The following is a 13,303-nucleotide window of genomic DNA, read 5'->3' as shown; positions in this document are numbered from 1 at the left end:
ATACTGATTTTGGCTTCCTATGTAACGAAAAAGAAGGAGACAAGGAGACTTTTTGAAGAGGGGAAAGGGGGAAAGGGGAAAGGGGAAAGGGTAAGAAAATGCTTTTAAGCGTGTTTAAATAACTCTTTATTTCCAAACCTTTACCCTTTACCCTTTAACCTTTTCCCCTCATGAAATTCCCCCCATCCTCATTGCGGTTTGCTAACGCGATTAAGTAGCCAAATCGTCCCTACCAGCCCGATAAACTGAGCTAGAAGGGTTTGGGTGTTTGCCTGTACAACAACAATATCTAGGGCACTGATAATTTGAGAAGGATTAATTTGTAAAAGTCCTGAACCTTGTTGCGGTAAAGTTAATGCCTTTGCCAACAAAGCACCAACGATCGCTTCGGCGCCCACTAGCGCTAGTGTCAGTCCGACTAAATTGACTATTAACCCCGTCCGTAAGAGTACCATCGTCTCTGCCTTCCGGGGACGGTTGTTAGGATTGCTCGATTGCAGTTGTCTAGCGATTCTCGTATAACGAAAAGCCCAGAATATAGATACTGCTAAATTAATTACCGCAGCTACTGCAAAAAATATACCTAAACCAGTTCCCACAGCTGTTTGATTAGCATTTGTGTTGCGAATCAAGCTGGCAAACACCAAAATTCCGCTAGCAATTACCCCCAGTACTAACTGCGACCAAAAGCTAACCCATCCTGTGAGACGAAATGCTTGGGCTATTTCCTCTAGGGGTGAGGAAGAAGATTGCGATCTGGGCTTTTCTGACATACCGATCACCAAGGTGCTTGGAGAATTGCTAATTTACTATCATACTTACCAGAAAGGATAAGAGTATCTCAAGTACATAAGTCAGTACTTAATCTCAATCTGTGCCATCAACAGCCTACTTCAGCTTTGAACCGAATATCTCATCAATCTCGGAGGGGCAAAGGGGAAAGGGGAAAGGAAAAAATATTTTCTTTTCTCTTCGACTGACTTTAAATGACTCCACCCCCTAGGGAGGGGCAAAGGGGAAAGGAAAAAAGGGGAAAGGGTAAGAAATATAGAGCTATTTGAATAAATCCGTATTTTATTTCCATACCTTTCCCCTTTCCCCTTTAACCTTTCCCCCTCTTAAAAACCCCTTTCCCCTTTCCCCCTCTTCATGAACAAAAATGGGGTCTTCTTAGCCTCTCCAAGAGTCCGCGAGCCTTAAAGGGCTTTTTTGGCGAGTCGGGCAACCGCTTTATTCTTGCATCGCTCGGTAACTTAGCTTATTTTTTGAGGATTGACACCGGGATAATCACCGTAAAAAAAAGTGTTTATTAAGTTTTAAAAAAAAAACGCATTTTGCCTTTAAAATTGCTTAGATGGCATCTTATGCTTAAGCAGTTCTAACTAGCTCGGCATCACTTGACACAAGGATGGCGGTATATTCGTTGTCTCATCCCTTTTCACCACAACCCAAGCTCGCTTGGGTAGAGGTGTAATTTCTTGCGCCTCTAAAACTTGCATACCCGCCCTACACTTAACCGTAGGAACTGGTGTAATGTTGGCGCTTAGGCAATAAAGCCTAATTTAGCGTTAAATATTTACTAATCAGGAGCGTAGCACTATATACTAACGTTCCAAATTGTAGGTTCAACAACTATAAGGCATTTTTAGCCATTCACAAACCATGAAACTTGAGGATATATATCAATTCTTTGAGAATCCTCCGCCAACTTACCTCTGTCAGGAACTAGCAGTTTGTTACATTTTGCATATTTTGCTAGAAGGTGAATCCTACGGTACTGAGTTGATCCAGAAATTGGAAAACGAATATCCTACTTATAGGCTTTCGGACACTGTGCTTTACAGTGCGATTAAATTTCTGGAAGACCAAAAGGCAATCACTGGGTATTGGAAGAAACTTGAAGGACGCGGACGTCCTAGACGGATGTACCAAGTTTCCCCAGAATGGCTTTCTTTGGGGCAGGATTTAGCTCGTTTGTGGCAAGAATACAAACAGCGGAGGACAAATTAACCAATAATTAATAATGAATAAGTCTCCTCCACTACAAAAGTAACAATTTCCTATGGATACTACTATTCTGCCATCCACGTTGCTGCTAACTTTGTTGTTATCGGTCGGGCTGTTTTTCTTTATCCGTGCCTCGACTAAAGACCGCATAGAAAAAGCGCAACTAGTGTCCACTCTCGACGAAGATACTTTAATGCCAAAAATAAAGGAGTATTTTCGCTCGCGGTCTTACCGAGTGGCAGCGGTAGACTCTCAACAGAACCAAGTAACCTTTGAAGGGTTTGTCAGACCCAGTTGGTTTTTGGCTTTGTTTTTGACTTTTTTAGCAGCGGCGGGTATTGTTTCTCTAGCATTAGTGTTGTCGCTGCTTTTACCTAGCCTGAGTACGGTGTTTCTAGGGATGGTATTGCTTTCACCCTTGAGTGGTATTTATTATTGGAAAAAAGCCGGAAGACTTGAGAAGGTATTGCTCAAAGTAGAACCAACTCAAAGCGAAAAAGACGAACCAACTAAAATAACTGTAATTGCCCATCGAGATGAACTCAGCGAGTTACAGAGGGAATTACAGCTAAAAATTTCTGAATAACCGAAGTTTTAAGCATCTTTGATGATTGAGATGTAAGCTGGTGACGAAAAAAGACTTTACCTGGGGGAAAGCTATTTAATTTCACTCGTAATGCCGTTAAAAGTTTCTTCTTGCCAAAGTAATAAACTTTCAAGCGAGAAAACACAACTCACATTTTGTTAGTACGCGCTAATTGTGTGACGCGCTTTATCCCCATTACTAGTGAAGTATCTAAATAAGACAAACAATCAACCCTGGCAAACAAGCGCAGTTTGATCGGGGTTGATTGTTTGATATCTTAGACTAGCTCGACTGGCAAATCAGCTACAAACTTAAAAAAAATTGAAATTTTTAAATAACTGAACAATTTTGCCAGTTAATAATTGTCACAAGCCCCACTCAATCTCTAAGACAACTATTGCTTTTTCAACGGCTAGCCAGAGCTAGAGTTTCTTGACCTGAAGGATTTTCTAATACCCTCAAGCTAGGAAACAGAAAATGGTTCTCTTCTACGTATTGAGCACCAAACAGCCCCTTTTCTGCCCAAAAATAACGGTCTGTGGTGTGTTCATTCCGCTTTACGAGTAGCAAGGCGGGCGGCAATATACCTTCAGCTTGAATGAATTTTCTCGCTGCTGTCACAGGCTTCTCTTCGCCGCTTTCGATGCTATATTGAGGCACATGCTCTAGGATACGTCGCCCTTCTTGACGACGACGACTCTTCCGTTTGCGTCTCCTTGCCAACCTATTTTCCTCCTCTTTCAAGCTACGCAGATTGTAGTGATAGCTACAAAATCCGTCGTCATTATATAAGTTCTAGTTAAAAAAATCAATAGTTTCTTAAGTTTTAATACAATAAAAGTAATATTTGTGAATGTAAAGAAATTAAAAGGAGTGAAGTATATAATCCTCAGGGTAAGAGCATTACTTGCAAGTTTTAGTTAAGCTTTATTAAATGAATGAGGGAAAAACTAAGCTATGTTAGTTAATCATCCTTCATATTCTGTAATTTTAAGCAAGATGTGAAAAATGTTAATGTCTGCCAGTTCTGAGTTTGTTACTCTGTGCCAAGAGCAAATCGCACTTTTAACCCAAGGGCTGGGAGCAACTCTGAGTGTCGTGTATTTGACGCAAGAATTGGCAGAAGCGACGACGGGTGAAGCAAAACTGATTCCGGTAGTAGTTTACCCAGATACGGCAGTAGTTCGGCTCATAGAAGACACTGCGGAGGTATCAACACGCAAGTCCTTTACAGTCAGAAATGCTTTAGCATTACCAAAGCAAAAGTTATTGAGACCATCAGGATCGCAAACGCCAAATGAGGCACAACCCCCTTTACAAGAAGAATATGTATTAAATGACAATCAAATTGTTTTACCTCTAATCCACGAGGGTGTAATGATGGGATTGTTGGTGACAGCCAGAAAAGAGAGAGGATGGGATGAAAAGGAGCGCAGTGAAATTCAACGGATAGCCCAAACTCTGGCGATCGCAATCATTTTAGATCAGCGTCGAGCGTGGTTAGAGCATTCGTTGCATCAACAACAAATTATCCAAGAAAAGCAACGGGATTTACTCGATAACTTATTGCACCAGTTTCGCAACCCGCTTACAGCTTTGCGGACCTTTGGTAAACTACTTCTCAAGCGACTGCGATTAGGCGATCCTAACCGGGAAGTAGCCGCGAGTATAGTTCGAGAAAGCGATCGCCTTGAAGAATTACTCCAACAGTTCGATAAAGTCATTGATTTAACAGCAACAGATTTAGCGCCGTTCAAACTTCCAGGCAAACAAGTATTTGTGGAAGCAACTGTGCAGAACGAGCCGAAACCACCGTTGTTATTACCCGGAAGCGAAGACAAAGAAACTGACTTCGCTTTAGTCGATATCTTAAATCCATTATTAGCGTCAGCTCAAGCGATCGCCCAAGAAAGAAAACTACAACTAATTTGCGATGTGCCACCAAATTTACCTTTAGTCCGCGCTAATTCCAAAACATTACGAGAAGTATTAAGTAATGTTATGGACAACGCCTTGAAATACACTCCTACTGGTGGTAAAATTTTAATTCAGGCAGGACAAGAAAAACCTTCTTTTTGCGGAATTGTCATCAGTGACAATGGTCCTGGGATTCCCCAACAAGATTTAGAACATCTGGGAGAACGACATTATCGCGGCGTCCAAGCCGAAACAGAAATTCCTGGTTCTGGATTGGGGTTAGCGATCGCCAAACAATTAATAGAACAAATGCAGGGCGAAATTGAAGTTTTCAGCCCTGCAATTAACTCAATTATTAAATCATCCGACGCACCGGGAACCACTTTTATTATTTGGTTGCCCATTGTTAAGAGTTAATAACAAGATAGACTCAAGGTAAATCCTGGCAATATATTTTCACCTGACAATTGTGTGGGTAGATTTCGTACTTCTACATTTTGTTTTTGACGATAAATTTCCACTTGTTGCTGTTGGGGGTTAATTAACCATGCCAATTGCACCCCTGCATCCATATATTCTTGCATTTTGGAACGCAACATTTCTAAATCATCTGTTGCTGACCTTAATTCAATGACAAAATCGGGTGCAATGGGGGGAAATTTGCGTCTTTGTTCAGGTGTAAGTGCTTCCCATCGTTGATATTTAATCCAAGCAGCATCTGGGGAACGGTCAGCACCATTGGGTAATTTGAATATAGTAGAAGAACTGAAGGTGTAACCGAGTTGTGTTTGGCGATTCCAAATTCCCAGATCAATAATTAAGTCAGCTTCTCGATTGCCACTTTCTCCCCCAACGGGTGACATAATAATTAATTGTCCTTTGGTAGTACGTTCAAATTTCAACTCGTGGTTATTTTGACATAACTGATAGAACTGTTCGTCTGTTAGGTGAACGGTGTCTAGATTTAATGTCAAAGGACTCATAACTATACACCTAATGCAGAATAGCGCTAAATATTATATCATGCTCTATTTTAGAACAAAAGACTGCTGTGGCGAATGGTGCGTTACGGATTTCAACAATCACGCACCCTACAGTACCTATTAGCACAGAAATTCCTGGTTCTGGATTGGGGTTAGCGATCGCTAAACAATTAATAGAACAAATGCAGGGCGAAATTCAAGTTTTCAGCCCTGCAATTAACTCAATTATTAAATCACCCGACGCACCGGGAACCACTTTTATTATTTGGTTGCCCATTGTTGAGGGTTGATAGTGGGGCAATGGGCATGGGGCATGGGGCATGGAAAGAGTTCTATTTTGATATAAAACGCGTATCAAAAATCGAAATCTTTAATTCCCATTGCCCAATGCCCATTGCCCCATGCCCACTAACTATTTAAGTGAAACTTGGAAGTCTTGATTGATTGTCATTTGTAAATCGGTGTTTGGCTCGATCGCGATTAAGTCAACGCTCTTTTTACCAAAGAATAGACCAATCAAGGCGCCGATACCAGCACCACCCAAAACTTCTTCTGTAGCGATACTGCGATCGCCTGTCACAGCAGAGACGGCAGCAGCGGCACCTGCACCCAATACGGTATTCTTAAGAATAGCCGAAGTACTAATGCCTTTTTTCACTGTTTCGGTTTTGCTAATTACTTCCGAAGTAGCATTGATTGGATACTCTTGACCTGAAGGTAATACTAATTTCTGAGCAACGAATTGAGAACCACCTTTAACTGGTTTCAGTTGACCGACAACCTGACTACCAGCGGGAATTACAATAGTTCCTTCTTGTGTCACCACATTTTGCGCTACTGTGAGTGTCAAAGGTGCTGTTTCTTCCTTAGTTACGAGGATTTTTTCTGCTTTGTCGTACTTAATAGGAATAGCTGTTCCTTGAGGAATTTTTACAGCTACAGGTGTGGGAGTAGTCGATTGAGCTGCGACAATGTAAGGTGAGTTAATTGCAGCAGCTTGATTGGTGCTAACCAAAGCCTGATAAATAAAAGCCGCTACCTGTGCTCGTGTGGCAGTTTGGGTAGGATTGAGGAAGTTAATATTAGGATAGTTGACGACAATTCGCTTTTCAGTCGCTGCTGCGATGGGATTGCGGGCATAGCCAGCGATATTAGAAGAGTCGTTGTAATATTGCAGAGTGCTTTGAACGTCACTGCTAGGAGAATATTCTAGACCATTGGACAGAGAAACTAAAACTTGTTGCCGAGGAATAGCTTGGTTAGGCTCGAAGCGATTGCCGGGATATCCTGATAAGAAACCAGTAGTATAAGCTTCTTGAATGGCGGTGTACGCCCAATAATTGCTAGCTACATCGTTAAATCGAGTTGCTTCCCGTTTTGGCGCTTTTTGGAAAGCTTTGCGAACCATTGCGGCGAATTGAGCGCGGGTTACTGGTTCTTCTGGGCGAAATGTACCATCAGGAAAGCCAGCAATAACGCCTCTTTCTGATAATTTTTGAATAAACTCTCCTGCCCAATAGTTAGAGTTAACATCAGAAAAAGTTGTTTGAGCAAATGATGGTGCAGGTGCAATGAAGGGTGCTACAGCACCTGCTGTTACGCTCAAAGTCATCAGTGCAGCTGTTGTTTTTTTGCAGCGATTTAAACTAAACATTGAATTCGTTCTCCCCACCAATTCTATTTATTTTGTGTTAATTAATCAGACAATTTGTCAGATAAATAGTTCCAAATATTTCCTGACATCTATCAATAGCTTTAGTTGGCTATAACGATCATAATATTGCTATTCTTTAGCCAACTTCAAGGGTATTTGCACCGAGTTAAATCAAGTTTATTTAATTGTTTTTTGAGATAGTCACGTTTAAGCATGACAAACTATCAACTCATGAGCAGTTTGAGCTATGATATAAGTATTTAAACAATCCTTGATATTCAGTAAGACGTGGCTTGGAAAAAATAGTTGCGGGAAAAGCAATAGTTTTTTTACTATTAGTTAATCTAAAATAAATCTTTACGCAAACGCCGTAAAAGCTAATCACATCCAGCTTTCGCAAGAATCAGGTTTTCACTCTTAATAAGTATCGCTCTCAGATATGGTGTTGCTTAAATAACTTATGACGTACCTCAATATACTGAAAACTAACAGTATGAGTGGGTGGTAAAAAAAGAGACACACGTAGAGACGTTCCAGCGGAACGTCTCTACATTATTAATATATTGGAAGTGAAAAAATTAAGCGATCGCCACTTCAATCTGTGTGTGCGATCGCTCGTCAGAAATGATCAAAGTCACGGCTTAACTAAACTTAAGCCTAGTAAGAACGGGATACTACCAAATTAGAACGCAGAGTTATATTTAAATCTTGTTCTGGATTAAGGACAAAGACATCAACTTGGTTTTTGCGTAACAGCACACTTGCAGCTGCACCAGCTGCCGCACCACCAATCGGTTCAAGCGCTTGAATTCTGCGATCGCCTGTAATTAGTGATATCACACTGGCAGCACCCGCACCAATCGCTGCATCTGTAACAATTCTACTTGTATCGCTTCCTTTGTTGATTTTTTCAGTTCTGGTAATTACGGGAGAAGAAGCATTTACATACTGACGCTGACCAGAAGCAAAAACTAACTCTTGGGCAACGAATTGAACACCTTTTTTACCATTTCTAGTTACTGGTTGCAATTGTCCGACAATTTGAGTTCCCCCAGGAATTAATACATTTCTGCTGCTATCAATAATGTTGCTTGCAACTGTTAGTGTTAAGGGTGTAGTTTCCCCAGGAGTTACAACAACTTTATCTTTTTCATAAGCTACAGGAAATGTCACTCCGCTAGGAATAGAAACTGATCTAGATTGACCATAAATGCGTTGTGCGCTAGCAGGTGTAGATACAAACATGGGCAGAATAGCACCCGTGCTTACAGCTATTGACATAAGTGCAGCCGTTGCATATTTCCAGCGATTAAGGTGAGTCATAAGAGGGTTTCCGTTTGTTTTTATCATGTGTTTAATGACGTCGTTTTACTGATATTGTTTCTAAAACTTTTTAAACCTGTCTATAGGCATATTCCGAATGTGAAAGAATTTATCTGACGCAGAAGTTGAGTTTATTGTTCCTTGACATATTTATAGTACTGATATGCAAAAATAAATCAAGGGCGAGACTCATAAATGACGTAAACTTCCCAAAATTGTTCCAGAATCTTTTTTAGTGTTTATGTCCACATCTGTATGCCATTAAATAGAGGCGAATCGGCTGAATGCGAACTCTTATTTACATTGTAGACAAATTTGCAATGTTATGCATAAATACTTTCTATTTACTTTAGAATTGGACTTTGGACAAAAAAGAGCTGTTCGCGGGTATTATGCGCGAACACAAAATGATTAATCTTATTTATAATTTTCCGCCTCTTTTATAAAATCTGCTGACCCTACTAGAGACTAAAGTAGGTAAAGTAATATAAAAATCTATGCTCTCTGGTGATATTACTTATTTGAGTTGGGACAAAAATTGTCAGAAAAACTTATTCATTTCGCTTGCTTTAGCTCGGTTTTTGTCCAAAGTCCAATACCAGAGTGAAGCTTATTTATTCACATCACAAACTAACCTTTTAAATAAAGGCAGAGAAATAATAGTTGTATTTAACAGCGTTTGCGCTTCATTAAAATCAGCATCACCCGTAATGAAAAAATCTGCCTCTGCTGCAATAGCACAAGCTAAAAACTTTGCATCTTTCCTATCTCTAGGAAAATCAACCTCCACATCCACATTAATTAGTGTTGTCACTGAATCAATCAAATAAACCCATCTTTGATATTGCGCCTCAGTTAACTTTAAACGAGGACGCTTTAAAACCTCCTTATATTCTGCTAGGATATCTGCCGATACAACCCACTCAAAATCAGAATTAGCAATCACAAATAAAATTACTGCCTCTGGATTTTTATCAGCTATAGCAGCAGAGACTACGATATTAGTATCAATAATAACTTTCATTCTCCCCGCCTATATGCTTCAATTTCTGCTGCTATCTCTTCATCAGTCAAAGGATTATCTGCATGTGTCGCTTGTATTTCTTTGAATAACTTTTTTAAGTCTGCTGCTAAAGTAACCCTTTGATTACCCTCTGCTAAAATAATCACCTCAACTCTCTGTCCTGCTTGAAATGGTAAATCCGATAGTACTAACTGTTTTGGATCTGCAATGGTGATGTAGGTTTTATAAGCGTTCATGATTTATCCTGTTACTCAACTTTTATCTAACTTTGTTCTAACAGCATCGCCACATTCTCTGCAATTCTCTCCTCTAACTCCCTCGCTTCCAGATTCAAAACTTCCAATTCCTCATTCAACTCCTCCAACCTCTCAGTAAAATCAAAATCTTCCACTACCCGTTCCGCAACTCCCACATAACGTCCAGGGTTTAAACTCCATCCCTGCGCTGCGATTTCTTCTAAAGCAGAGTCAGGCTGTAGGGTAAAGTTTTTTCTCTTGTCCCCCTTATTTATCACCCCTGCTTTATTCTCGGTTAACTGGCAGGAAAAGTCAGCGACAGGTTAATTTTTTATCAATAAAATAAAATTTTTTGCATAACAAGAAAAATACGACGATCATATTGTTAATTTTTGTAAAATTAATGTCTTTAATACTAGAAACATGATTTCCAGATAGGTAAACTAATTTATAAGTGCATCTGTACTGTTATTTCTAAAATGTAGTATATGTGGCGCTATAGCCTCGATGATCCCAGTACAACTAATCCTCAAAAACTTTCTCAGTTACCGTGATGCAACCTTAGATTTTCGCGGCTTGCATACGGCTTGTATTTGTGGTTCCAATGGTGCGGGTAAATCTTCCCTTCTCGAAGCTATCACTTGGGCTATTTGGGGTCAAAGCCGCGCCGGTGTTGAAGATGATGTAATTCATTCTGGCGCAAAAGAAGTTCGAGTAGATTTCACTTTTCAAAGCAATCAGCAAATTTATCGAGTTATTCGCACTCGTCCTCGTGGTGGTACTGGTGTTTTAGAATTTCAAGTGGAAACACCTTCTGGGTTTCGCGCACTTACTGGCAAAGGAGTAAGGGCGACTCAAGATGTTATTTTAGAACACATTAAGCTCGATTATGAAACTTTTATTAACTCCGCTTACCTGCGTCAAGGTCGTGCGGACGAGTTTATGCTCAAGCGTCCGAACGAACGTAAAGAGATTTTAGCAGAGTTATTGAAGTTAAATCAATACGATGAATTGGAGGAACGAGCCAAAGAATCCTCTCGTCAGTTCAAAGCAAAGGTAGAAGAATTAGAACGCTCTTTGGAGTCGAGCAAAACTCAACTGCAACAACGTGAAGCTACCCAGGCACAACAAGCAGAATTAGAAGTTGAACTCAATCAACTGCAACAAATACAAGCTTTTGATAATATTCAAATCCAAAGTTTGCAAGTTGTCCAGCATCAGCGTCAAAATTGGACTGAACAATTGAGTTTTGTCAGGCAACAATACCAAAATCTGAGTTCTGATTGCGATCGCTTGCAACAAGAACAGTCAGCAATTAAGAGTCAGCTATCAGATTTACAAGCAATCTTAAGTCAAGAAACCGAGATAAAAGCAGGATACGCGCAATATCAAACGCTACAATCTCAAGAAGAATCTTTAAGCGCTAAATTTGCAGAATATACACAGCGAATACAACAGCGTCAACAACTACAACATCAACTGACCAAACAAATTAACGATCAAGAACGGCAACTGCAACAAGCGATCGCTCAATTAGAGGTTTTGCAGCAACAAGAGCAAGAAATTCAACATACTCTCACCAATAAAAGCGAAGTTGAAGCAGCTTTAGCACAGCTAACAAGAGCGCGTAACCGAGTTGCTCATTTAGATCAACTACAAATGCAAGTATCTCCCTTATTGCAACAACGAGCAACTTTGCAAACCCAGTTAGATCGGGTTGGTGCTGGTTTGGTAGCGCGACTCGAACAACTCCAACAAGTAGAAAATCAACTGCAACGCGCTTTTGGACGCCAACCGCAACTGCAACAAGCGGTGATAGATGTTGGAACGCAAATTGAAGAATTAGAGAAAAAGCGAGTTTATCTGCAAAGAGTGCAGGAAAAAGGACAGGAAAGGCGTCATTTTATTGAACGCTTACAAGCCCAGCAACGAGAGTATGAAAGACTTTTAGGGGAATTAGATCAAAAATTGCAAATGTTGCAAAATCCGAATGCCCTTTGTCCGTTATGTGAACGTCCTTTGGATGAACATCATTGGAATCGAGTCACAGATAAAACCAAAGCAGAGTATAAGGATACAGAAGGGCAATTGTGGGTATTCCGAGAGCAAATGGCATTTTCGGATAGAGAAATTCAGGTACTCAGGCAGGAATACCGCGAAATAGCGCAAAAATTAGCCAGTTATGATGCTTTGCGCGAACAAAGAGGACAATTAGCAGCACAACTTCAGTCTACCACTGATGCGTCAGCACAACTACAACAAATTGCTGCCGAAAAACAGCATTTAGAGCGATCGCTTGAAGTTGGCGATTATGCCCCAGAAAAACAACTCGAATTAGAGCAATTAAATCAATATCTTCAACAACTAAATTATAACGAACAAGACCACGCCCTCGCCCGTAGTGAAGTTGAGCGTTGGCGATGGGCAGAAATTAAACTTCAGCAAATTAAAGACGCAACCAAGCGAAGTTCGCAAATAGCGGCACGAAAACCACAAATTGAAGCGCAAATTGCTGAATTGAAAGTTCAAATTCAGCTTCTTCAAACCAATTCTGAATGTGCTAACCAAATTGCCGCCCTTGAGCGTCACATTACCGAAATTAATTACAGTTCCGATCAGCATAATAATATTCGCACAACTGTACGCAAAATGCAATCTTGGGAATTGCGCTATCAACAACTTTTGTCGGCTCAACAGCAGTATCCGCAACTCAAAGTGAGATTTCAAGACTTAGAAGCCTCCAGAGATGCGAGAATGACTGAAAGGCAAACAATTGAGCGCCAACTTGAAAGCATCGTTGCCCAACTTGAACAAACAGCAAACCCAACTGCTCAAATTGAAACCCTACAGCAACAAATTGCGGCTCGCAGACGAGAACTTGATGAAAAAATCGGGCAATTAGGGCGTTTACAACAAGTTGCTCACCATCTGGAAATGCTGCAAACTCAGCTTTTGCAACAGCAGCAAGAACTCCAAGAAGCCAAGCGACAACAGCGCGTTTATCAGGAATTAACGCAAGCCTTTGGTAAAAATGGCATCCAAGCACTGATGATTGAAAATGTCTTGCCTCAACTGGAAGCAGAGACAAATCAATTGCTTTCGCGATTGAGCGCGAATCAATTACATGTGCAATTTGTGACGCAGAAAGCGGGAAGAAGTAGCAAAGCTAAGAAAAATGCCAAGCTGATAGACACTTTAGATATTTTAATTGCTGATGCCAGAGGAACGCGAGCTTATGAAACTTATTCTGGTGGAGAAGCTTTTAGAATTAACTTTGCCATTCGTTTAGCTTTGGCGAAACTATTAGCGCAACGGGCAGGGGCGGCGTTACAATTGTTGATTATAGATGAAGGTTTTGGTACACAGGATGCCGAAGGATGCGATCGCCTGATTGCTGCGATTAATGCGATCGCCTCCGATTTTGCCTGCATCCTCACTGTAACTCATATGCCTCACCTCAAAGAAGCCTTCCAAGCCCGGATTGAAGTCAATAAAACAAACCTTGGTTCACAGTTACATTTGTCGATGTAATCAATTTTTTAGTCTAAGCTCTTGCTATAATCAAAAAAAAAT

General features: G+C 40.5%; 12 protein-coding genes and 1 pseudogene. 5 read left to right on the top strand and 8 right to left on the bottom strand.

The features are described from left to right. Nucleotides 1–188 precede the first annotated feature (188 nt). Nucleotides 189–773 carry a DUF3611 family protein gene (locus TOL9009_RS0114490; protein WP_029633442.1) on the bottom strand — a complete coding sequence of 195 codons (585 nt, stop codon included), beginning with the start codon at nucleotides 771–773 and terminating at the stop codon, nucleotides 189–191. Between the two features lie 889 nt (nucleotides 774–1,662). Here TOL9009_RS0114490 and TOL9009_RS0114485 point away from each other — a divergent pair. Both TOL9009_RS0114485 and TOL9009_RS0114480 read left to right on the top strand, forming a co-directional pair. After that, a complete protein-coding gene (locus TOL9009_RS0114485; RefSeq protein WP_029633441.1) occupies nucleotides 1,663–2,010 on the top strand; it encodes a PadR family transcriptional regulator in 348 nt (115 codons plus the stop codon). Nucleotides 2,011–2,062: 52 nt separating this feature from the next. After that, the gene (locus TOL9009_RS0114480) at nucleotides 2,063–2,593 is read left to right on the top strand and encodes a cofactor assembly of complex C subunit B (RefSeq protein WP_029633440.1); all 531 of its coding nucleotides are present in this window, start codon (nucleotides 2,063–2,065) and stop codon (nucleotides 2,591–2,593) included. A gap of 405 nt (nucleotides 2,594–2,998) precedes the next feature. Here the strand turns inward: TOL9009_RS0114480 and TOL9009_RS0114475 are convergent, their stop codons facing one another. Beyond that, nucleotides 2,999–3,316 (bottom strand): DUF3155 domain-containing protein, encoded by a 318-nt coding sequence (locus TOL9009_RS0114475; RefSeq protein WP_029633439.1) that lies wholly within the window; start codon nucleotides 3,314–3,316, stop codon nucleotides 2,999–3,001. A 285-nt stretch (nucleotides 3,317–3,601) separates the two neighbouring features. On the opposite strand from TOL9009_RS0114475, the gene TOL9009_RS0114470 reads away from it, so the two are divergent. Beyond that, entirely contained in the window at nucleotides 3,602–4,927 is a 1,326-nt protein-coding gene (locus TOL9009_RS0114470) for a GAF domain-containing sensor histidine kinase (protein ID WP_029633438.1), read from the top strand. Here TOL9009_RS0114470 and TOL9009_RS0114465 read toward each other — a convergent pair. Then, a complete protein-coding gene (locus TOL9009_RS0114465; RefSeq protein WP_186227561.1) occupies nucleotides 4,924–5,493 on the bottom strand; it encodes a Uma2 family endonuclease in 570 nt (189 codons plus the stop codon). The two genes, TOL9009_RS0114470 and TOL9009_RS0114465, sit on opposite strands and share 4 nt — an antisense overlap. Before the next feature lie 113 nt (nucleotides 5,494–5,606). Here TOL9009_RS0114465 and TOL9009_RS45650 point away from each other — a divergent pair. Next, a pseudogene (locus TOL9009_RS45650) lies at nucleotides 5,607–5,783 on the top strand (ATP-binding protein); the annotation flags it as partial. A 122-nt stretch (nucleotides 5,784–5,905) separates the two neighbouring features. Here the strand turns inward: TOL9009_RS45650 and TOL9009_RS0114455 are convergent. The 5 genes from TOL9009_RS0114455 to TOL9009_RS39175 form a co-directional block, all read right to left on the bottom strand. Further along, entirely contained in the window at nucleotides 5,906–7,147 is a 1,242-nt protein-coding gene (locus TOL9009_RS0114455) for an S-layer homology domain-containing protein (RefSeq protein WP_029633435.1), read from the bottom strand. 657 nt (nucleotides 7,148–7,804) lie between these two features. Continuing rightward, nucleotides 7,805–8,470, bottom strand: a complete 666-nt coding sequence (locus TOL9009_RS0114450; RefSeq protein ID WP_029633434.1) for a hypothetical protein — start codon at nucleotides 8,468–8,470, stop codon at nucleotides 7,805–7,807. 610 nt (nucleotides 8,471–9,080) lie between these two features. Beyond that, nucleotides 9,081–9,494, bottom strand: a complete 414-nt coding sequence (locus TOL9009_RS0114445; RefSeq protein ID WP_029633433.1) for a putative toxin-antitoxin system toxin component, PIN family — start codon at nucleotides 9,492–9,494, stop codon at nucleotides 9,081–9,083. Next, entirely contained in the window at nucleotides 9,491–9,730 is a 240-nt protein-coding gene (locus TOL9009_RS0114440; protein ID WP_029633432.1) for a hypothetical protein, read from the bottom strand. The genes TOL9009_RS0114445 and TOL9009_RS0114440 overlap by 4 nt, the downstream gene beginning before the upstream one ends. 26 nt (nucleotides 9,731–9,756) lie before the next feature. Then, the gene (locus TOL9009_RS39175) at nucleotides 9,757–10,008 is read right to left on the bottom strand and encodes a hypothetical protein (RefSeq protein ID WP_051502900.1); all 252 of its coding nucleotides are present in this window, start codon (nucleotides 10,006–10,008) and stop codon (nucleotides 9,757–9,759) included. A gap of 229 nt (nucleotides 10,009–10,237) precedes the next feature. Between TOL9009_RS39175 and sbcC the strand changes: the two genes are divergently transcribed. Further along, nucleotides 10,238–13,261, top strand: a complete 3,024-nt coding sequence (gene sbcC / locus TOL9009_RS0114430) for an exonuclease subunit SbcC (RefSeq protein ID WP_029633431.1) — start codon at nucleotides 10,238–10,240, stop codon at nucleotides 13,259–13,261. The last annotated feature ends 42 nt before the right edge of the window (nucleotides 13,262–13,303 follow it).

Source organism: [Scytonema hofmanni] UTEX 2349 (assembly GCF_000582685.1).
Lineage (GTDB): Bacteria > Cyanobacteriota > Cyanobacteriia > Cyanobacteriales > Nostocaceae > Hassallia > Hassallia hofmanni.
The sequence above is the reverse complement of the archived record's forward strand: the minus strand, read 5'-3'. Positions and strand labels throughout refer to the sequence as shown.